The sequence below is a fragment of the Campylobacter felis genome (assembly GCF_030250085.1).
Classification (GTDB): domain Bacteria; phylum Campylobacterota; class Campylobacteria; order Campylobacterales; family Campylobacteraceae; genus Campylobacter_D; species Campylobacter_D upsaliensis.
This window is the reverse complement of sequence record NZ_JANURX010000008.1, coordinates 46,213-67,895: the sequence shown is the minus strand read 5'-3', so window position 1 is coordinate 67,895 and position 21,683 is coordinate 46,213. Positions and strand designations below refer to the sequence as shown.

19 protein-coding genes and 1 pseudogene are annotated in these 21,683 nt (G+C 35.0%); 6 read left to right on the top strand and 14 right to left on the bottom strand.

Annotated elements, in window-relative coordinates; all coding sequences use genetic code 11:
* The coding region (locus NYG92_RS05860) for a flagellin (protein ID WP_270977373.1) at window positions 1-258 on the top strand (258 nt) is incomplete at its 5' end.
* A gap of 26 nt (window positions 259-284) precedes the next feature.
* Here NYG92_RS05860 and NYG92_RS05855 read toward each other — a convergent pair.
* From NYG92_RS05855 to NYG92_RS05810, 10 genes are all read right to left on the bottom strand, one after another.
* Window positions 285-1,466, bottom strand: a complete 1,182-nt coding sequence (locus NYG92_RS05855; RefSeq protein WP_289233801.1) for a type II secretion system F family protein — start codon at window positions 1,464-1,466, stop codon at window positions 285-287.
* Entirely contained in the window at window positions 1,463-3,070 is a 1,608-nt protein-coding gene (locus NYG92_RS05850; RefSeq protein WP_289233800.1) for a GspE/PulE family protein, read from the bottom strand. The genes NYG92_RS05855 and NYG92_RS05850 overlap by 4 nt, the downstream gene beginning before the upstream one ends.
* Window positions 3,067-3,633, bottom strand: a complete 567-nt coding sequence (locus NYG92_RS05845) for a CDC27 family protein (RefSeq protein WP_270966442.1) — start codon at window positions 3,631-3,633, stop codon at window positions 3,067-3,069. Before NYG92_RS05845 ends, NYG92_RS05850 begins: the two co-directional genes overlap by 4 nt.
* Before the next feature lies 1 nt (window position 3,634).
* Window positions 3,635-4,237: a TniB family NTP-binding protein gene (locus NYG92_RS05840; protein WP_289233799.1), complete on the bottom strand. Its 603-nt coding sequence runs from the start codon at window positions 4,235-4,237 to the stop codon at window positions 3,635-3,637.
* Window positions 4,230-5,636, bottom strand: a complete 1,407-nt coding sequence (gene mshL / locus NYG92_RS05835) for a pilus (MSHA type) biogenesis protein MshL (RefSeq protein WP_270966444.1) — start codon at window positions 5,634-5,636, stop codon at window positions 4,230-4,232. Before mshL ends, NYG92_RS05840 begins: the two co-directional genes overlap by 8 nt.
* Window positions 5,614-5,913, bottom strand: coding sequence for a hypothetical protein (locus NYG92_RS05830; RefSeq protein ID WP_004275339.1), 300 nt, complete (start codon window positions 5,911-5,913; stop codon window positions 5,614-5,616). The genes mshL and NYG92_RS05830 overlap by 23 nt, the downstream gene beginning before the upstream one ends.
* The gene (gene nifJ, locus NYG92_RS05825; RefSeq protein WP_289233798.1) at window positions 5,910-9,473 is read right to left on the bottom strand and encodes a pyruvate:ferredoxin (flavodoxin) oxidoreductase; all 3,564 of its coding nucleotides are present in this window, start codon (window positions 9,471-9,473) and stop codon (window positions 5,910-5,912) included. Before nifJ ends, NYG92_RS05830 begins: the two co-directional genes overlap by 4 nt.
* 335 nt (window positions 9,474-9,808) lie before the next feature.
* Window positions 9,809-10,933, bottom strand: a complete 1,125-nt coding sequence (gene cydB, locus NYG92_RS05820; RefSeq protein WP_270977380.1) for a cytochrome d ubiquinol oxidase subunit II — start codon at window positions 10,931-10,933, stop codon at window positions 9,809-9,811.
* On the bottom strand, window positions 10,933-12,468 hold the full coding sequence (locus tag NYG92_RS05815; protein ID WP_220519423.1) for a cytochrome ubiquinol oxidase subunit I: 1,536 nt from the start codon (window positions 12,466-12,468) through the stop codon (window positions 10,933-10,935). The genes cydB and NYG92_RS05815 overlap by 1 nt, the downstream gene beginning before the upstream one ends.
* Window positions 12,465-12,689, bottom strand: a complete 225-nt coding sequence (locus NYG92_RS05810; protein ID WP_027304355.1) for a DUF4492 domain-containing protein — start codon at window positions 12,687-12,689, stop codon at window positions 12,465-12,467. The genes NYG92_RS05815 and NYG92_RS05810 overlap by 4 nt, the downstream gene beginning before the upstream one ends.
* An 86-nt stretch (window positions 12,690-12,775) precedes the next feature.
* Between NYG92_RS05810 and NYG92_RS05805 the strand changes: the two genes are divergently transcribed.
* Genes NYG92_RS05805 through NYG92_RS05795 form a run of 3 tightly spaced genes read left to right on the top strand, consistent with a single transcriptional unit; the run spans window position 12,776 to window position 14,871 of the window.
* Window positions 12,776-13,495 carry a cytolethal distending toxin subunit A/C gene (locus tag NYG92_RS05805; RefSeq protein ID WP_270977384.1) on the top strand — a complete coding sequence of 240 codons (720 nt, stop codon included), beginning with the start codon at window positions 12,776-12,778 and terminating at the stop codon, window positions 13,493-13,495.
* On the top strand, window positions 13,495-14,292 hold the full coding sequence (locus tag NYG92_RS05800; RefSeq protein WP_270960762.1) for a cytolethal distending toxin subunit B family protein: 798 nt from the start codon (window positions 13,495-13,497) through the stop codon (window positions 14,290-14,292). The genes NYG92_RS05805 and NYG92_RS05800 overlap by 1 nt, the downstream gene beginning before the upstream one ends.
* 9 nt (window positions 14,293-14,301) lie before the next feature.
* Window positions 14,302-14,871, top strand: coding sequence for an RICIN domain-containing protein (locus tag NYG92_RS05795; protein WP_004276668.1), 570 nt, complete (start codon window positions 14,302-14,304; stop codon window positions 14,869-14,871).
* Between the two features lie 15 nt (window positions 14,872-14,886).
* Here the strand turns inward: NYG92_RS05795 and NYG92_RS05790 are convergent, their stop codons facing one another.
* Window positions 14,887-14,943 (bottom strand): DUF2972 domain-containing protein, encoded by a 57-nt coding sequence (locus NYG92_RS05790; protein WP_270984958.1) that lies wholly within the window; start codon window positions 14,941-14,943, stop codon window positions 14,887-14,889.
* A gap of 501 nt (window positions 14,944-15,444) precedes the next feature.
* On the opposite strand from NYG92_RS05790, the pseudogene NYG92_RS05785 reads away from it, so the two are divergent.
* Window positions 15,445-15,942, top strand: a pseudogene (locus NYG92_RS05785) (hypothetical protein); the annotation flags it as partial.
* Window positions 15,927-16,520 carry a cysteine peptidase family C39 domain-containing protein gene (locus NYG92_RS05780; protein WP_289233797.1) on the top strand — a complete coding sequence of 198 codons (594 nt, stop codon included), beginning with the start codon at window positions 15,927-15,929 and terminating at the stop codon, window positions 16,518-16,520. The pseudogene NYG92_RS05785 and the gene NYG92_RS05780, both read left to right, overlap by 16 nt.
* A 31-nt stretch (window positions 16,521-16,551) precedes the next feature.
* Here NYG92_RS05780 and NYG92_RS05775 read toward each other — a convergent pair whose 3' ends face one another.
* The 3 genes from NYG92_RS05775 to NYG92_RS05765 form a co-directional block, all read right to left on the bottom strand.
* Window positions 16,552-17,805 (bottom strand): Cj0814 family flagellar-dependent secreted protein, encoded by a 1,254-nt coding sequence (locus tag NYG92_RS05775; protein ID WP_289233796.1) that lies wholly within the window; start codon window positions 17,803-17,805, stop codon window positions 16,552-16,554.
* A gap of 392 nt (window positions 17,806-18,197) precedes the next feature.
* Complete coding sequence (locus tag NYG92_RS05770; RefSeq protein ID WP_270977387.1) at window positions 18,198-19,277, bottom strand: NAD(P)-dependent alcohol dehydrogenase; 1,080 nt, start codon at window positions 19,275-19,277, stop codon at window positions 18,198-18,200.
* A gap of 51 nt (window positions 19,278-19,328) precedes the next feature.
* Entirely contained in the window at window positions 19,329-21,626 is a 2,298-nt protein-coding gene (locus tag NYG92_RS05765; protein ID WP_270977388.1) for an autotransporter domain-containing protein, read from the bottom strand.
* Window positions 21,627-21,683: the final 57 nt, after the last annotated feature.

Below are 21,683 nucleotides of genomic sequence, written 5' to 3'. Positions count from 1 at the left end.
ATTGTTGAAACAGCGACTATAAACCTAGACCAAATCCGTGCGGACATCGGTGCCGTGCAAAACCAAATCTCAGCGACTATCAATAACATTACCGTAACTCAGGTCAATGTCAAAGCTGCTGAATCAACCATACGCGATGTGGATTTTGCCGCTGAGAGTGCCAATTTCTCAAAATATAACATTTTAGCTCAAAGTGGATCTTACGCTATGAGTCAGGCAAATCAAGTCCAACAAAATGTTCTAAAACTTTTACAATAATGCTTAATGGGTGCTTCTTGCACCCATTATACTCCGCTACTTAGCTCCCACATCGGCAAAAAAATCCCTAAAGCTAAAAATAAAACCAAAATTCCCACAAGCAAAGTCATCAAGGGCTCTAAGAATTTTAAAAATATCTCAATAAAATCCTCTTGCTTTTCTTCGTAAAAATGGGCAATTTTAGCACTTAGAAGATCTAGCGTTCCACTTTTCATCGCACTATGAAGTAAAGAAATGACAAGCTCATCAAAAATCCCCGCTTTTTTAAAAGCTAAAGAAAGCTCTAATCCCTGCCCCAAAGAAAGCTCGATCTGCTTAAATTTCTCTTTTAAAAATTCATTTTTCACACTAGAACTTGCCAAATGAAAGGCTTGTGAGAGGGCATTACCGCTTTGTAAAAGTAAAGAGAAAATCATAAAAAAATAATAATTTTGATGATAAAGAATAAAACGCGAGAAAAAAGGAAGTTTTAAAAGCATCAAATCCACCCAAAAAGCAAATTTGACACTTTTTTTATAAATGACAATAAATCCGCTCAAAAAGCCTACAAAAACGCAAATCAAAGACAAATAATTCTCATTTAAAAATACATAAATATTAAGTAGAATTTGCGTCATTAAGGGCAAATTTGCTCCCAAACTTTCAAAAATGTCCAAAAATTCAGGCACAACAAAAAACATCAAAAATAAAAACGCCCCAAAAAGTGCCAAAAAAACTAAACAAGGATAGTGAATCGCCTTTTTAAAACGCTTTTTGTTTAAAATCAGCTTTGTTCTTAATTCTGCAATTTGAGAAAAAATATGTGCCAAATTTCCCGTTTTTTCACCCATTTTAATGAGGCTTAATTCGCTCAAGTTTAAATTTAACGCTAAATTGCTAAATGCCACACTTAAACTCTGCCCAGAATTTAAATTCACACTTAATTCTTTTGCCGCGTCTTTTAAATGTTTGCTAGAGTTTTCACTCATCAAATTTAAAGCTTCCTTAATGCTTAATCCCGCATTAAGCAAGAGGGCAAATTCTTTAAAAAAAGCACAAAAAAGCGTATCGCTAATCTTAATCCTACTTTGCTTTTTAAGCTCCTTTAAGCTTATAATTTGCAAATTTTGTTTCAAAGCCATAGTTTGGGCGGTGTTAAGATTTTTCGCCTTGATGATTTTCTTTAATTTTTGCTGATTTTTAAGATAATAAAGCTCATAAATTCTCACCCCACTACCCTCATAAGCTCATTAAGACTTATTATGCCACTTTTTGCCTTTTTAAGTCCTAGCTCAAACATCGTTAAAAAGCCTTGTTTTCTAGCGTAAGTTAAAAGCTCATTTTTACTAGCATTTTTACGAATTAGCTCTTTTAAACCCTCATCAAGCTCCAAACACTCTTCTAGCAACTCCCTCCCCCAAAAGCCACTAAAATGGCACTTTTCACAACCCTTAGCTTCGTAAAATACTTCCTCATCTTCAAGCTTTTGCATTTTACAATAGGGACAAAGCCTTCTTGCAAGGCGTTGAGCAATGATGAGATTAAGCGAAGAGGCTATTAAATAGGGCTTTGCCCTCATATCAAGCAAGCGTTCTATGGTAGAAAGAGCATCATTTGTATGGAGTGTGCTAAGGATTAAATGTCCTGTTTGCGCACCTTTTAAAGCTATATCAAGACTTTCTTCATCGCGGATTTCACCGACCATAATGATATCAGGATCCTGCCTTAAAATCGCCCTTAAAGCATTGCTAAAATCAAGTCCTGCTTTAGAATTAAGTGCGATTTGTTGAATTTGAGGCATTTTATATTCTATGGGATCTTCTGCGGTAATGATTTTTTTCTCCACACAAGCAAGACTTTTTAGACAAGCGTATAAAGTCGTGCTTTTACCGCTACCTGTGGGTCCTGTGAGTAAAATCATACCAAAAGGTTTTTGGATATTTTTTGTAATTAAGGCTAAATTTTGCTTAGAAAAATGCAAATTTTCAAGGCTTAAAAGCTCCAAATCCTGCCTTAAGATTCTAAGCACCACACTTTCGCCCTTTTGCAAAGGTAAGGTTGAGATACGAAAGTCAAATTCTACGCCCTCGTAATTCTTATTAAAACTCCCATCTTGTGCCTTTCTGCTTTGGGCGACATTTAAATGTGCCAAAAGTTTAATGTGAAAAATTAAGGCTTGGTAAAGCTCCTCTTCTAAATGGCAAAAAAGACGCAACACCCCATCGACACGAAAACGAATCAAGGCTTCATTTTCCAAACTTTCTATATGCACATCGCTTGCTCTTAATTTCAAAGCCTCTTGCAAGATAAAATTAAAAAGCAAACTCACGCCACTTTGCTCGTTTTCTTTAGAATTTGCATTTAATTCTTGTTTTAAATTGCTACTTAACTCTTTTAATTTTTGCTTAATGTAAAGCTTATTTAAATTTTGATTTAAGGAATAAATATCGCAAAGTGCATTTTTGATAAATTTGGAGCGAAAAAGATGTTCTATTTTGCTTAAAAGCTCCAAATTTATGGGTTTAGAAGAGAGGATAAAGATACTTTCATCATCTTTTTGTAAGGGTAAAATTTGATTTTTCCAAAGCAAAGAAAAGGCAAAAGAATCACACAAATTTTCATCAATATCTTTCAATTCTACAAATTCTAAATCTAAATACTTTGCCAAAGCCCTTAAAAAATCTTCACTTTTCACGCCTAAATTGACAAAAAGCAAATTTAAATCAAGCTCATTTTTTAAATAAAGCTCAAATAAAAAATGCCTCAAATTCTCATCTTCAAAGCCTTCTTTTGCTTCTTTGTCAAAACCTAAATTTTTTAAAAATTCCATCATCTTGCCTCATAAAGCTCAAGCACCCTTTTTGCCTCCACCACTTCGCCTAAAGCCTCCTTAGCCTTAGCAAATAAAAGTAAGCTTTGCTTAGAACTTGCATCCATTTCATTTGCTTTCAAGGACCAAAAAATCGACTTTTTATAATCTTTATTTTCCAAATAAAGCTCAGCTAATTTTAAAGCCTTTTCAATACTAGGATTTTGATAAAACGATCTTTTTAGATTTGCTAAATTGAGGGCATTGGAGCTGATGATGAATTTTTGCGGAGGATTTTGTAAAAGCTCTAATTCCTCCCTTAAAAGTTCTTTTTCTCTTTCAAGTTTTTGATGGTTTATTTTTTGCTTTTCTTGTGTGATTTTTGCTTGGTCTATTTTGCTTTCTAAAGCCCTTTTTTCAGCATTTGCTTTTAAAGAAAGTTCTTTTTTCTCTTGCCATTTTTCCCAAAAGAAAAAAGCACCCCAAAGGGCAAAAATTCCCACAAAAAGCCCTAAAACTCTTTTAAGCCATAATTTTTTCAAATATCTTTTATATGCTTTTTCTAGTTCATAAATTCGCTCTTGCATATTAACCTAACAAATGATTTTCCAAAGCACTTAGCTTTAAAGCATATAAAGGCTCTTTATCCAAAAAGGCGTGAAGCTCTTTAAAGCTTTTCAAAAGTTTATCGACATTTCTTAAATTGTTCTTGCAAATTTTAAAAACAAAATTAAATTCTTTTTGCTCTAATTCTACGCCGTGCTTTTCTTTAACATAATCAAAAAGCTCTTTTTTTTCTAAGCCTTTTAGCTCAAATTCCGCTAAAATTCTGCTTTTAAAATGCTCTTTTGTAAAAATTTTAAGTCTTTTATGTGAGCTTAAAAGCACCAAATTTAAATCACTATAAAGGCGTAAAAATTCAAACAAATCTTCTTCATACAAACCCACCTCATCAAACAAGAGTAAAGTCTTATTTTCCAAGTTTTGTAGGTGTTTTTTAAGCTGTTCTTTGTCTTTAAAAATTTCTGTGATTTTGATGGCATTTTTTTGCCTTGAAAAACGCTCCAAAATCACGCTTTTTCCACTTCCACTTTTGCCATAAAGGCAGATTAAGCCCTTTTTCGCTTCGCTAAGCTCATCAAGTCTTTTTAAAATTTGATCCTGACTTTTAATGCTAATAAACTCACTCATAATGCCTAAATCCCAAATCCTTAAGGCTTAAAACCCCCATTTGCTTATCCACTATGCTAGGCGTGATGATGAAAACAATTTCCGTGCTATTTGAGCTTGTCTCATCGCCACTAAATAAAAGCCCGAGCAAAGGAATTTTAGAGAGAAAATTGACCTCACTTGCTTCTTTGATTTGATTATGTGAGATAAGCCCACCTAAGATCAAGGTTTGATTATTTTCCATAGAAACGACTGTGGATAGCTTTTTTTGTATGGTATCAGGTGCTATGGTGCGGGGGCTACTTTGTCTTTGATTATCTTGAGGATATTTAAAATCACTAAGACTTGGATTAATGCGAAGCATAATTTTATTATCATCAGAAATTTCAGGCAAAATACTTAATAAAATCCCCACAAAAATAGAATAATTGCTAAAACTCTCACTCACCGTTGTGCCATTTTCTGTGCCTTTGGAGCTTTCTTTAACTTGGTAATTGATCGTATCACCTACCGAAATGATGGCTTGTTGGTTATTTAAAGCCATAAGTTTAGGACTTGAAAGAACCTGAGTTTTGCCATTTTGCGAAAGAAAATTCAAAACAGAATTAAAATTAATATTCGCCCTTAAACCTAAATTTTTCACAAAACCCTGCCCGCTTTGAAGCTGGATAAAAGAATTTTGCCCATTTTGCGTAGTGCTGGCAAAATCGAGATTGAAATTTTGCCAATTAATGCCGCTTGAGTGATTTTCATTTAAATTCACAGCGATAATGCTAACATCAATAATCACTTGTTTTTTAAGTCTATTTTCAAGCTTAGTGATATATTCTCCTATTTTTTTAAGCTGTATGGGTGTGCCTGTAACGATGATAATGCCAGCATTTGCATTGATAATAGGCATTTTTACCTCACCATAAGCTTCTAATAAAGCAGTGATTTCTTTTTCTATATTTTGCCAAAAGTCAAATTTTTCCATACTTTTAATCATATTATCATCACTCTCATCACTTAAATCATTTTCATTTTGTCTGGGCTTAGAATCCACAGAAGCCTTAATAATGCTTTGTCCTTCGCGAATAGAAGTGATATAACTTAACTTAAAAATTTGCGTTGAAATTCCCCAAATGCTTAAAATTTTGCCATCGAATTCATAATTTAAATTATTTTCTTTCAGCAAAAGCTTAAAAATTTCCTCCAAAGTCATTTGGCTAATGTAAAGACTTTTTTGCATTTTTTCTAGTTCGTTTTTAGCCAATTCATCCTTAACAACTATGCTAAAAGTGCAATAGCTCGCAAGCTCATCAAGTGCTTCTTCTATACTTAAACTTTCTTTAATGTGAATATCAAAAAGTCTTTTTTTGCAGTCCATACCATAAAAAATCGAACAAAAAAACAAATTAATCAATAAAAATCTTAGCATTTTGCCTAAACTCTAAAGTAATATTTTGTTCATCATATTCAAAAATAACGCTTCTTGCGTCAATACGCCTTAAAATCGCATTATGAATAAGATCATTTTCTTTATACCATTTATTATTAATCCTCACTTTTTGGGGAAAAATGGCTTGAATTTCTAGCTTTGCCATTTGTTCTAAAGTAGGATTTAAGAATGGATTTTGCAAATTCAACAATTTATTTTGTAAATCTTGTGCGTGCAAGCTAAACCCTAACAAACACGCACAAAAAATAGTTCTCACTCGCCTTGCTTTTCATCACTATAATCAGCCATAGCGATGCGTTTGAGCTGTCTATAACGGCGTTGAGCGTCCTTTTTATTACGCTCGAAAAGCTCATTTGCGTGTTGTGGATTAGCTTTTTTCAAAGAATTATAACGCACCTCATTCATCAAAAACTGCTCGTAAAGCTCCCAATTAGGCTCTTTGCTTACCATAGTGAGGGGATTTTTCCCCTCTTCTTCAAGACGCGGATCAAAGGTATAAAGAGGCCAGTAGCCACATTTTGTAGCTAATTCGCCCTGCTCACCAGAATAGCCAAGCCCACCCTTAATCCCGTGTGCGATACAAGGAGAGTAAGCTATCACCAAAGAAGGTCCCTCATAAGCCTCAGCAGCCTTTAAAACCTTAATAAGATGATTATAATTTGCACTTGAATTAACTTGTGCAACAAAAATATAACCATAAGTCATAGCGATTTGCCCTAGATCTTTTTTCTGCACAGGCTTACCAGCGGCGGCAAATTGTGCTACGGCTCCAGTGCGTGAAGATTTAGAGCTTTGACCGCCAGTATTAGAATACACTTCCGTATCCATAACTAAAATATTGACATTTTCCCCACTTGCTAAAACATGGTCAAGTCCTCCATAGCCTATATCATAAGCCCAGCCATCTCCACCAAAAATCCAGTGCGATTTTTTCATCAAAAAGCTTTTTAAATTTAAAATATCTCTAACGCCCTTGATATCTTTATGCTGTTCTAATAAAGGGACTAATTTATCGCGGATTTGCAAAGATTGCTCTCCATTGTTTTTATTAGCTATCCATTCTTTAAATAAGGCACTTATGGCATTTGGAACGGCATTGATATTTTCGTTCATAATATTTTCTATGCGTTCTCTTGTGTTTTCAGTAGCGATTTTCATACCTAAACCAAATTCAGCATTATCTTCAAATAAAGAATTTGCCCAAGCAGGTCCGTAGCCATTTTTCACACTCTTTCTATAAGGAGTAGATGGAGCAGAACCTCCATAAATAGAACTACAACCTGTCGCATTAGCGATAATCATTCTCTCACCAAAAAGCCTTGTAATAAGCGTAATATAAGGCGTCTCTCCACAACCCGGACAAGCGCCGTGAAATTCAAATAAAGGTTGAGCAAATTGTGCGCCTTTAACACTATCTTTACTTAAAATTTGATCTTTATATTCAATTTGCTTAAATAAATAATCGGCATTTTCTTGCTCTCCAAAGTCCATTTCTTCTTGCAAAGGCACCATTACTAAGGACTTTTCTTTAGTAGGACACTCATGCACACAAAGCTCACAACCCGTGCAATCAAGAGGAGAAACTTGAATTTTAAAACTTAATTTCTCCCCCTTAGTCCCCTTAGCGTCTAAAGCGTGTTCTTTTACACCTCTTGGGGCTTTTGACATTTCTTCATCATTGATTAAAAATGGACGGATAACAGCGTGAGGGCAGACAGATGCGCATTGATTACACTGGATACAATTTGCTTCAATCCAGCGTGGCACCATAACGCCTACGCCTCTTTTTTCAAATTCAGTCGTGCCGTGCTCAAAGCTTCCATCTTCATAGCCCAAAAATGCCGACACGGGCAAATCATCTCCCTTAGCCGCATTCATAGGTTTGACGATTTTCTCCACAAATTCCGTGCCTTTGTAGGCATTAACTTCTTCTTTTTCTTTAATTTCTAAATTTTTCCACTCAGGATCAACTTCCACCTTCACAAGCCCATCAGCACCCATATCTATGGCTTTATAATTCATCTTGACAATAGCATCGCCTTTTTTACTATAAGACTTATAGGCAAGTTCCTTCATAAATTTTTGCGCATCTTCGTAAGGTATGATTTTAGCAAGTTTGAAAAAGGCTGATTGCATAATGGTATTTGTGCGGTTTCCAAGCCCTATGTCGCGGGCTAGTTTAGTAGCATTGATGATATAAAAATTCACTTCTTTTTCCGCTAAAGTTTTTTTGACAAAATCAGGAAGCTGCCTTATAGTTTCTTCAGCGTTCCAAATGCTATTTAGCAAGAAAGTTCCACCTTTGCGAATTCCAGCTAAAACATCATAAATTTCCAAATAAGCCGCCACAGAACAGGCTACAAAATGAGGTGTTGAAACAAGGTAAGTGGAGCGGATAGGCTTTTTAGAAAAGCGTAAATGCGACCTTGTATAACCGCCCGATTTTTTAGAATCATAAGCAAAATAAGCTTGTGCGTAAAAATTTGTCTTATCGCCGATGATTTTAATGGAATTTTTATTTGCCCCCACAGTTCCGTCTGCTCCAAGCCCATAAAATAGGCACTCAATAGCACTCTCATCGCCAAGCGCGATTTTCTCACCTGTTTTTAAAGAAGTGTGCGTTACATCGTCATTAATCCCAACCGTAAAGCCATCTTTTGGCTGCTCTTGTTTAAGATTTTCAAAAACGGCTAACATTTGCGCAGGATCGACATCTTTAGAAGATAAGCCATAACGACCACCCACGATAAGCGGAGCATTTTCTCTGCCATAAAAAGCACTCTTAACATCGACATAAAGCGGCTCACCTAAGCTTCCCGGTTCTTTTGTTCTATCTAAAACGGCGATTTTCTTTACAGATTTTGGCATAACATCAAAAAAATATTTAAGACTAAAAGGGCGATAAAGATAAACTTTAAAAACGCCCACTTTTTCACCTTTTGAATTTAAATAATCTACAACCTCTTCTAAAGTTTGCGTTACTGACCCCATAGCAATCACAATGCGTTCAGGCTCTTTATGTCCGTAATATGTGAAAGGCTTATACTCTCTACCTGTGATTTTAGAAATTTCTTGCATATAGTCATTAACCACATCAGGTAAGGCATCATAAAAGCGATTTGTTAATTCTCTTGTTTGAAAATAAATATCATCATTTTGTGCTGTGCCACGCGTTTTGGGATTTTCAGGATTTAAAGAAGAATTTCTAAAAGCTAAAACCGCTTCTCTATCAAGCAAGCGGTCAAAATGTGCATAATCCATAACCTCAACTTTTTGAATTTCGTGGCTCGTTCTAAATCCATCAAAAAAATGCAAAAATGGAACACGCCCTCTAATCGCTGCTAAGTGTGCCACACCAGCTAAGTCCATAGTTTCTTGCACAGAATGTGAGCAAAGCATAGCAAAGCCTATTTGTCTAGCGGCATAAATATCTTGATGATCGCCAAAGATGGATAAAGCTTGAGATGCGATCGACCTAGCTGCGACATGGATAACACAAGGAAGAAGCTGCCCTGCGATTTTATACATATTAGGAATTTTAAGTAATAAGCCTTGAGAAGCCGTATATGTGGTCGTCAAAGCACCTGTTTGTAAAGAACCATGCACAGAGCCAGCTGCACCTGCTTCACTTTGCATCTCAACTAGTTTAACAGGCATACCAAATAAATTTTTCTTTCCCGCAGCCGCCCACATATCGGTATAATCAGCCATAGGAGAACTTGGAGTAATAGGATAAATCCCAGCAACCTCAGTAAAAGCATAAGCTGCATAAGCCGCTGCTTCGTTGCCGTCCATAGTTTTCATTACTTTACTCATCTTAACTTCCTTAATTTTACTTTAACTCTTTGCTTTAACTATACTACAATTTCATTAATAAGTGATTGAAAAAAAATAATTGTGAAAAATTTGCTTAAAATTAAGAGAAAAATTTACTCATTACAATGGAGAATAAAAAACCCAAGCTTTAACTTGGGCTTATTGCAATATTTTGAAAAGATTCATCTACTATATCGTTTATTTTTCAAAATACTTTAGTCTTTTTATAATTTTTTATCTTTTTCTAATTGATTAATATTTAGCATAATGAATTTATAGCTAAGATAAATCACTAGGGGCCAAATTAATAAAAATAAAGCTTCCATTTTTTCTCCTTAATAAGCATGTTCATCGTTTGCAATTTCTTCTTTTGTGATTTTGACCCTATCCATAGCTCTCCACACATAAGCGATATAAGCCAAAACAAAAGGCACAAATAAAGAAACATAAGCCATTACACTAAGGGTATAATAACTCGAACTAGCATTTTTGATTGTCAGTGAGCTTTGTAAATCACTAAGACTTGGATAAAAGGCACTAGATCCCAAACCTACGCTTAAAAATAAAGCAAAAACACACAAAATAGTGCCAACACCCAAAGTCCAAATAGCCTTAGTGCATTTTTTAGCCCCTTGCACCATACCCAAAAGCACCAAAACAACACCCAAAAGCAAAAGCACCGCAAAGATAGGATAAGAAAGAAAATTTTGCAAATATACATTTGCCTGTAAGCTTACCACGCCCTCATCGCTCACAAAAAAACCATCCTTAAGAAAAATCCAAGCCAAAAAGCCTAAGAAAAAGGGTAAAAATAAGAGGCTATTCATTTTCAATTTAGCAATACATTTAGTCTTAATAGCTTCATCGTTAATATTATTCATAAAATATGCCGCACCCAAAATTCGGCTTAAAAATATCAAAGTAAAGCCTAAAAGATAATTGTAAGGATTAAGCAAAAGCTCAAGCCCTCTTAAAGGGTGCTGCCACTGGACAAAATTTTGAGAATTGAGTGAAAAATGTGAGCCGCTAAAAAAACTACTCACCGCTACACCTATCAAAAATACGCCCAAAAAGCCGTTAATTTTAAGAAAAATTTCGTAAGTTTTTGAACCAAGCACATTATTTTCTTTCAAGCGATATTCATAACTTACTGCTTGAAGTATGAAACAAAGCAAAATGGCAAGCCAAGCCCAGTAAGCTCCCCCAAAACTAGTCGAGTAAAAAAGAGGGAAAGCCGCAAAAGCCGCCCCACCAAAAAGCACCAAAGTTGTAAAACCTAGCTCCCATTTACGCCCTAAAGAATTGATAAGCATAGTCTTTTCTAAGGCAGTGCTTGAAAGCTCGTCCATTAAGGTCTGTCCCCCTTGCACAAAAAACATAAATACCAAAAGTCCGCCCAAAAGACTCAAAATCACCCACCAATAAATTTGTAAGGCTTCAAGCTCTAAACCAAAAAACATTATTTAGCCTCCTTTTCAGCAAAACCTTTTTTAATCTGCGTTAGCATAATCTTAATCTCAGCCAAAAGTAAAGCCGTGAAAAGCACAGCAAAAATCCAAAAAGAAATTTGCACATTAAGCTTACCAAGCTCTGTGGCGGCGATACCCACAGGCATTAAGTCCTGTATAGCCCAAGGTTGGCGTCCCACTTCAGCCACGATCCACCCTGCTTCAGCAGCTACATAGCCAAGCGGTATGCAAAGCACACAAAGCCATAAAATTTTGCGAAATTTCTCAATATCATTTGCCATAGTCAAATAAAGCGTTACAATAAATAATACGAAAAATAAGCTCCCAAGTCCAACCATAATATGAAAACTATAAAAGGTTAAAGCGATAGGTGGCACAGCATCTTCTGGTTTTTCTAAATAGCCGTAACCAAAATCTTTAAAATTATTTTCAAGCAAACTTCTACTTGTTTGCATTAGGCTTGTATTATTATGCTCTTTGGCATTTTGATAATCTTTAAAGGCATTTATGGCGATTTTGCCCCTATCAATGCGATTTTGCAAAGGCTCAATGCCCTTTTCAACATTACCATAAACAATATCCTCAATGCCCGGAACAAAAGAATGTGGGTCACGATTACCTAAAATAGAAAGTGCGTAAGGTATAGTTAAATCAAACAAAAACACGCTTTCATTATTATCAATTTCTTTTTTAGGATTTAAAATTCCAAAAGCCACGATACCAGCCCTATGTTCTCCTTGATAAATTCCCTCCATAGCAGCGAGCTTCATCGGCTGAGTTTGAGTAACCCTATAAGCACTTTCATCGCCACTAAAAAATAAGAAAATCGAACAAACAAAACCAAAGCTAGCTCCAACGACTAAAGACTTCTTCGCCTCGATAATATGCCTTTTTTTGAGTAAAAACCACGCAGAAATTCCCATCACAAAAAGTGCGGAAATCACATAACCGCTTCCTATGGTATGCAAGAATTTCGCAATAGCCACAGGAGAAAAAGCGACTTCAAAAAAACTTTGCATTTCGCTTCTTGCGGTATCTGGATTAAACGCCATACCGACAGGATATTGCATCCAGCCATTAGCCACTAAAATCCAAAATGCCGATAAATTTGAGCCTATCGCCACGCACCAAGTTGAGATAAGGTGAAAACCCTTGCTAACCTTATCCCAGCCAAAAAACATTACCGCAAAAAAGGTCGCCTCTAAAAAGAAGGCGAAAATCCCCTCCACAGCTAAAGGAGCGCCAAAAATATCTCCTACAAACCAGCTATAATTCGCCCAATTTGTTCCAAATTCAAATTCCATTATAATACCCGTAGCCACACCTATGGCGAAGTTAATGGCAAATAAAGAAAGCCAGAATTTAGTGATATTTTTCCAACGCTTACTGCCCGTTTTAACATAAATCGTTTCCATTATCGCTATGATAAAAGAAAGTCCTAAGGTTAGCGGCACAAATAAAAAATGATAAAGTGCCGTAAGGGCAAATTGCGCCCTTGACCAATCCACGCTACTAAGTTCGCTCATTGATTTTCCTTTGAGATGAGATTTTGTATTACGAAATTTGATTTACTTGCATCATCTTTATAAAGACTTTTAAAATTCACATCAAAAACAAAAAGTTTGAGGATAATAAGAATCACAAAAAGCTTTATAAAGATAATTTTCCAAAGGGTTTTGCCTAAGGTTAAATTTTTAAAACCCTCTTTATAAAAATCAAAAATTTTAAAAATAAAACGCAAAGTCATCAAAATTCCTACTAATTTAATTAAGCTTGGGATTTTATCTCATTTTATGTTATGATAGACTTAAATAAAAAATGAGAAAGGTTTTTATGCAAAAATTGCTAAAATTTGGAATTTTATTGTGTGTTTTATTGACACTGAGTGCTTGTGGGACAAAAGAAATCAATCCGCTTGGCTCTTCTTTTGGAGCTAAAGATGATAGCGATCCTTTAAAACTTGGAGCAAATCCTACCTTCCCAGCCAAGCAAAAAACACCCACTCTCATTGAAGGACGCAATCTTGTCCCACAAACTAATGTCGTCCCCTTGCCACGCCCTATTCTAGGCTCATCAGGGGATAGCCCTTTGGCGAGTGATTTTATGAGTATTTTAGGACCTAGTGGGGCAGCTTTGACCGTGTGGGCTTTAGCACAAGGGAATTGGATTTGGGGCTATACTTTGCTTGATAGTAAAAGTTTTGGAGATGCAAGAGTTTGGCAGCTACTTATAAGACCTGATAATATCGTTTTAATTAAAAATGCGAAAACCTTAACTTGTCTTAATGCTTACAAAAATGGTATAGTGCATTTTTCTTGCGATGCGAGTAATCCTGCCCAGCTTTGGAAATTAAAACCTATGGATAATGGAGCCGTGCAGATTCAAAACATCGCCACTCAAAAATGTATCCAAGCACCTATTGACAATCCTTTGGGAGATTTTAAAGTTTTTAGTATTTTTATTAGCGAGTGTCAAAATAAGCAAAATTTAGACCAGCAGTGGTATCTTACCACTCCGCCTTTTAAGGCACAACCTTTATATAGGGAGAGATGATGAAAAAAATTTTTATACTATTTTTAAGCCTTAGCTTTCTTTGGGCAGATTTGGAAAAATATAATGTCGGCACTTGGAATTTGCAAGGCTCATCGGCGGCAAGTGAAAGTAAATGGAGTGTCAGCATACGCCAACTCATCACAGGCGATAATCCTTTAGATGTTTTAATGGTGCAAGAAGCAGGCGTTTTACCAAATTCGGCAATGATGACAGGTAGAATGGTGCAGCCGGGTGGCATACCGATTCACGAATACATTTGGAATTTAGGCTCAAATTCGCGTCCAAATTCTGTTTATATTTATTATTCTCGTGTTGATGTGGGAGCAAATCGCGTGAATTTAGCCATAGTTAGTCGCGTTCAAGCTGATGAAGTCTTTGTTTTACCTCCTCCTACAACCGCTTCACGCCCTATTATAGGCATACGCATAGGAAATGATGCTTTTTTCTCTATCCACGCTCTTGCTAGAGGAGGTAATGATGCGGGTGCTATCATTACTGCGGTGGATACTTTTTTTAGAGATCGCCCAGAAATTAATTGGATGATAGCCGGGGATTTTAACCGACCGCCTGATACGCTTTTAAGATTAGTCGATTTTGATGTAGCTAATCATGTTAATATCGTCTCTCCATCAAGCTTTACGCAGGTAAGTGGAGGCACACTTGATTACGCAGTTACAGGGAATTCAAACAGAAGACAGCCTTATATCGCACCGCTTTTAAGTGCGATTTTGATGTTAGCGAATCTAAGGACACATTTAGTATCCGACCATTTTCCTGTTAATTTTAGAAAATTTTAAGGAGTAAAAATGAGAAAAATTTTATTATCCTTTTTATTTGCGATAAGTTTTGCTTTCGCAGAAAATCCGGGCGAGGGAGATTTACAAGATTTTACGCAAATTTTTTCCTTGCGTAGTTTAGAAAATGGCATAGTTTTAAGCGTATTTAGAGATAGCACGGAGCTTTTACATCAAAACTGGCGTTTAAGAGAGCTTGTTTTAACCGCGCAACTTAGAGCTAAAGATAAAATGGCAGATAAAGCTCCTTTTGGTTATGTGCAGTTTGTAACCCCTACGCAAGATGATACTTGTATGGCGATTTTACCTAGCGGCTTTTTTGGTGCTAAGTCTTGCTCAAGGGACTTAGAAGAAGGGGCTTTGGAGACGGTTTTTTCTATTATGCCTACCACAACTTCGGCTGTGCAAATTCGTTCTGTGGTTTTAAATTCTAATGAGTGCATAGGCACTTTTTTCAATCCTAATGTCCCCATAGAAAAGCGTTTTGGACTGAAGCGTTGCACCTTTGACCCTTTTTCAGTGATTTTACCTGAAGACTTAATGATAATCACTCCGCCCCTACTTAAGGCTAATGTTTTATAAGAGTTTTTAAAACTCTTATAAAAATTTCTCACAAATTTTTTCAAATTCCTTATAATATTTCCAAGAATCCACGATGTCAGGGCGATTTGCTTTGATATGGGTTAGTTCTTATCTAAGATAAATTTTACTTGCATTAAATAATTTTTCATCTTTAATTTATATATTTGAATAAATTGAGAGACTATTTCATTTAAATCAATTGGTAAATAATTAAAATATTAATTCATATCTTTTATAGAATGGACTTAGACCTGTTTGAAAGTCTATTTATAATAAAGCGACATTTGATAAATGTAGTATATAGTATTTATAGATTTTAAAGATACTATTGTAGATATTACTTCTCTTTTTTGATCACTCCATTTAGCAAAGTATTTGTATTTTTAATACATTTGAGCTTCTTTTGAATGGTTTGCCAATAAGTTTTCTTGGGTAGGAAATATGATATCATCTATAAGTAGCTTTATAAAAGATACTTTTTGTAGATTTTAAAGATGATGAATAAATTAAGATAAGCCAAAGCGAACAAAACAAAGAATAATGGGTAATAAAATTTTTATGCTTCTATATAAATGGCTAGGTTTTATTTATACAGGAGAAAGCATTGCAGATTTTGTTCCGCAGATTAAATTTCAAACAGCGATCATTCAAAGAGAAAAAACAGTTTTGCAAACTAAAAACTTTTATTTTCAATCCCAAAACTTAGAGGCAAGTTTAAGAGGATATAGCGATCCAGTGGTATATAGTATTTATACAGGATTTGGTTATAACGCCCAAAGAAAATTTAAAATCGCAAAAATAGATTATGGCAATAGTATTTACTTTGGTGGAAATTTATCTATAATTTTAAGCCCTAAAATCACTTTGGATTTAGGAGCAGAACAAAGATTTCAAACCGAACAAAAAATCAATGGTGTAAAAAATTCAGAAATCAGATCAATTCCTACAATTAGTGGCGGTTCTACTTATAGCATAAATCAAGATACTGCTGTTTCAGTCAGTGCAAGTCTAGGTGGAAGCTCTGCTGCTCCTGATGCAATTTTTGGTATCAATCTATGGAAAAAATTCTAAAAATAGCATTAATGGTTGCTCTTTTGCCTTTGTTTTTAAAGGCAGAATTTGTAGTTAAGTCTTACCAAGAAATCAAAAATGAAAAAGTTGTAAGGCAAAATTATGAAGAATCTTGTGGTGCTGCTTCTTTGGCTACGCTTATTAATACACTTGATGATAATAATTTAACAGAATTAGATTTATTAAAAACCATGAGTGGACAAAAACTTTATACAGATATGGTAAGCTTTGCGGATTTAAATGACGCCGTTAAAAAGCTAGGCTATGAAAGTAAGGCTTATAAGATCGATAAAGAAATTTTAAAAAAACTTGTCAATGTCCCTATGCTTGTAAAAATTGAAGATGACCCTCGCTTCCCACATTTTGTGGTGATTATTAATCATAAAGGAAATTATTTGCAAATATTTGACCCAAGCTATGGAGAATATATTAGCTCTAAAAGAGAATTTTATAGTGTTTGGGATAGATATAAAAAAGGTGGATTTGCTTTAATTATCAATCCCAAAAAGCAACTTAAAGATTACAAACTCAATTTGCCCAAATCTTTAAATTTTGAAATTGAACATTTTGGATTTTAATATCAAAATATTAAAATCCTTTAATCAAAACCTAAACCCTAGTTTGTCCTATAAGATTATTAAGTCTATCCATTATAGAATCAGCGTAGGAGTTAATGGTGCTAGGTTTTGCTTTCCAGCCATTAGCTTTTGCTTGATTAAACTGATTATCAAACCAAGCTCCACCATAACCTATGCTTGTATTTTGCCAAGCAACTCCTTTTTCCATTGCATATATATCTGCATCAAGCCAACCATCTTGTGCATAGCCTTTTAACAAACTTGCAAAATCTACTTTGCCTGTCATAATGTCGTCTAAAGAAGCTAAAGAGCCATCAAAGCTTTCTTTCGTCATAGCTTCAATATGTGCTTTAACTAATGGATTTAATGTTGTATTACCACCTTCTAAAGCTTCTCCACCGCTAGATTTTAAAAAACTCATAAACAAAGCTTCTTTAGAATAACTTCCATCTTCATTTTGTGGATAAACTGACATATCAGGATTAAAAGTATATTTTGCACTATTTTCATCTAAATTTTGAGTTTGCATACTTTGCGGAGTGAAATTTAATGGTTGTAAGCCTATATTAATATGCCCAAACATTCCTAATTGTTCTGCTTCATTATATCGTTCTTGTGTATTATAGAAATTTGTTATAGTTTGACTATCTAAATTTTGAAACATAAACTTAAAATCCGTATTATGAATACTATACCCCTTTGGTAAAGAATTTAAATCTTCTACACTAAAGCTAGTTTTATTAGAATTACCAAAACTATGATTTATAATTTGATTAAATTTGGAATAGTATTGTCTTATGGTATCGGCCATATCTATGTTTGTATAATAATTTGAAACGCCTAAATCGTTTGCAGTGTGTTCTTTAAAACTTGTATTGAAACTATATATCTCATCCAAAGTAGATTTATGTATCTTAAAATCTTCAGGTAATCCTGCAGCTTTGTTAAAATCACTTCCCATATAGCCATCTTTATCTACACTATAACCATAGGCTGTATTGGTAGAAGTGCTTATATCTGCTTGTTTATATTTTAGAGTATGAACGGTATTTTGAAATTCGCTAAATAAGCCATAGTTTGTGTCAAGAGTGGAATTTGAGCCACTATTTAAAACTTCACTTTTTATTAGAGTTTGTGAATTAGCACTTTGAATTTCATTTAATTTACTAGCATTTTGTTTTAAAAAAGCATTAGCAAAACTTATTTTAGAATTCTCTTTACTAGCTTTTGCTTGTGAAAGTATAGAACTATAGCTTGAGTTATCGTTGATACTAAAGATACTCATATTAATTCCTTAATTTAGATTTTTTTGCCTTCAATCCAAATTCAAAGAAATACAAGCAAAATGTGTTCCATTTTAAGATAAAATGGAAAGCTTTAGCTAATGCTTGATTGCTGTAACACAAATAGCAACATTTATTATCTTGTTTTCAAAATAAATGTTTCCTTGTTGCCATTTAAATCTATTGAATTCCATAAATTTATAAATATCATATCACCATAAGATTTTGAATTATTTATACTATTATCACTTAAATATTTATAAAAATTTCTTTAACACTCATTCTTTAAAAATGAGTGTCTTGAAATAAATAATCCACTTACAAAAAAACACTAGCTTTTATTTATTTTTTATTAAATAAAAAGACGCTCCTACTAAACCACCGATCATTAAGATTATGAAAGCTCCCTCATATCAATCACATAGCGGAATTTTGCTGTGCCGTTAGTCAGTTTTTCATAAGCCTCATCGATTTGACTAGGCTTGATAAGCTCGGTTTCAGGGTAAATTTCGTGCTTGAGTGAAAAGTCCATCATTTCCTGTGTTTCTTTAATGCCACCTATCAAAGAGCCATACACCCTTTTACCCGCTTTATAAACAAAATCTTTCACACTAATGCTAGGCATATTATCGTGCGGAGGAAGCCCCACAATAGCAAATTCTCCGCCAAATTTTAATAAATCCAAATACGCACTTGGCTCATAAAAAGTAGGGATAGTGGAGAGGATTAGGTCAAATCTTTCTTTAACTTCATCTGTATTTGTGCTGGTATAAAAGCCGCTTACTCCCATTTTAAACGCTTCTTCTTTTTTCTTTTCATTTCTGGCAAAAACACTTACTTTAGCACCCATTTTTAAAGCATATTTCACTGCCATCACACCAAGCCCACCAAAGCCTGCCACACCGACTTTAAAGCCCTCTTTGACCTTGCTAAATTTCAAAGGACTATAAGTCGTAATGCCCGCACAAAGTAAAGGTGCGACCTTTTCCATAGGGGCATTTTCAGGCACAGTAATAGCGAAATTTTCGCTCACGACTATATTGTTAGAATAGCCTCCGTAGGTATTAACCCCTCCGTGAAAGATGTCTTTGCTATTGTAAGTAAAAATGGTTTGTCCTCTTTCACAAAATTGCTCTTGTGAGATTTTGCACGACTCGCACTCACCACAAGAATTCACCATACAGCCTACCCCAGCATAATCGCCCACTTTAAATTTACTTACCTTTTCACCCACAGCGACCACTTCACCCGCTATCTCGTGTCCTGGCACACAAGGATAAGTAGCCTCTCCCCACTCACTCCTTGCGGTATGTATGTCGCTATGACAAATTCCAGCGTAAAGGATTTTAATCAAAATATCCTTTTGTCCTAAGGCGTGGCGCGTGAAGTCAAAAGGCGTAAATTTCGCGTCCTTGCTTAACATCGCAAAGCCCTTACTTTGCACCTTACCATTTTCTAAAATCTTGTATGACATCAGCTTTTCTCCTTAATTGCAATTTTAAAAATTCTAAAGCAAAAAGGTTAATTAAAAAACAAGTTTAAAGACTAAATTTCCTCCAAAATAGCCCACTTCATCTTTGTTAAAACTATTTTTATAAAAGCCCTCTAAACCGACCACAGAATAAGGCGTAAGGTAAAAATAAGAACCTGTATTGATGAAAAATTTATAAGTATAAGGCGCCTTATATCTTAAAGGCTCTTTTGTCGTCCCTGCTAAAAAGTGCTGATAATCCTCTGTATTAATAATCGCACCTTGTAAGCCGGTATTAAGCTTTAAATAATTTTTCTCAAAATAAGTGCTAAACTCCACTCCGCCCACTACATCTAAATTATAGGCATTTAAACTTTCACTTTCTAAAGGCACGGCATTACCATTTTCTGCGATTTTACTTCTATGGTTATAAAAATGCTCCAAACCCACATAAGGCTTGATATTGAGAGTATTATTATAAACATAATTATAATTTAGCAAATTTTGCATACTAAGTTGATAAAAATTATAATCCCCCGTTGAGTTAAGATTAAAGGCTGGGAAAATCATAGTCCTAGAAGTGTCAAAAAGCCCTACACCAAGATAAATTCTATTATTCGTAGAAAGTCTATCGTCAAATTCATAATGCTGCGAAATTCCCACACCAAACAAATCGCCCTTTGATGAAGCTTTATGATAATCATCTCTTTTATGTAAAGAGCTATAACCATAATCTAACTCAAATCTTAAAAGATGCTCATACACTTCTTTATAATGATTGATATGAAAGCCAAATGTATAGCCCTTACCCTCGCCTAAAAAGCCTGAAGCAAAGGTGCTAAACTCATAAGGTTCATAATCCTTATTAAAACTCAAAAGCTCTCTATCTCGCATAGCATCTAAACTAGTGTGCGGTAGTGATAAATAGCTCATTCTAATGCCCTTATCCGTATCATCTAAAATGCCTCGCATAATGTCGGCATTATAGGAGCTTACGGCAAAGAAATTTTTTATCGCTTTAGCTTTTCTAAATTTAGTCGTTGAAATCCCCACAATGTCGCCTAAAGCTAAACTCCTTAGCAAGGCTCTTCCATTAGCACTTGCACTATTTCCATAGACAAGCTTTTCAAGCTGCTCGACTTTAGCGGGCGGATTTGAGCCGCCGCCACTTCCGCCTCCACCAGAGCTGCCGCCCCCTCCCGTGCTAGGACAGGTTAAAGTTTGCCCTTGCATACCAACAATGATAGAGCCATCGGGACAGGATAAGGTTTGAGTCATATTTGAGCCGCCGTTGATTGCTATATTTGTATTGCCGCTGATATTTCCTGTGATAAGCTGTAAATTTCCTTGTTGATTTATCCCTGTAATGTCGGCTTTAATTTCGCCATTATTTTGAAGCCCACTTCCCCCTACTTCAAGCTTTCCAAAAGTGCCGCCGCTTTGCGTAAATTCTATGGTTGAATTTATTTTATTTTCCATACCACCCTTAACTACAACGCTACCGCCTTGTATAGAAAGACTTGAATTTGTATTATTTTTATTATCGTCAAAACTCTCATTTGTCAGCTTTCCCTCTATGGTAATGCTTCCTCCCTCATTGACGATTTTACCATTTCCACAAGTTCCCATTTGCGCACAAATATCAGGGTTATTATTACCTCCTTTGAAAAAGCCATTATACACATCGCCTTTGATGTGGATAGTGCCATTTTTATTTGTAACTGTGGCAAGTCCTAGCTCATCACCTAAAACACTCTTGTTTAAACCTTGAATCGTTAAAGAATTCGCGCTAAATGTGCTATTTTCTATCAAAGCATCTTGACTAAAAGTTACTTGCGTCCCAATATCCACAACGGAATTATTTTTCGCGCTGAATTTTCCGGAAGTCGTAAAACTTGCCGTGTTTTTAATCGTCAATTTACTATTGTCTATATCGATATCTCCGTGCGTGGAGAAAGAATTATTTTGTTTATTTGTGCCTGTAAAAATGAGGGAGGATTTATTGGTTAAGTTAATACTTTGCCCAATAAAACTATCAAATCCTCGAATGTCAAAAGTTGCTTGATTTTGACTTAAATTTTGAAAATAAATTGGAATATCTTTGTTGTGCGTCGTAATGCCTCCTGATGGGTCTTGCCGTGTGATTGTGAGAGTGTGCTTACCTGTAATGCTTAAATCATAGCCACCATTACTGCCATTATAATTAAAAGCACACTGCTGATGATAACACGCGGCTTCGGCTTTATGTGTCTCATCTTGCGTTAGTGTAATGCTAGTGCTTGGAAATTTACTTGTATAATCTGCATAAGAATTTATGGCACAAAAACATATTATCGATAAAGTTTTTTTCATAATAATTATTACCTTTTTAAAAAATTTTGTGAAGCGGATTATACAAAAAAAAAAAAA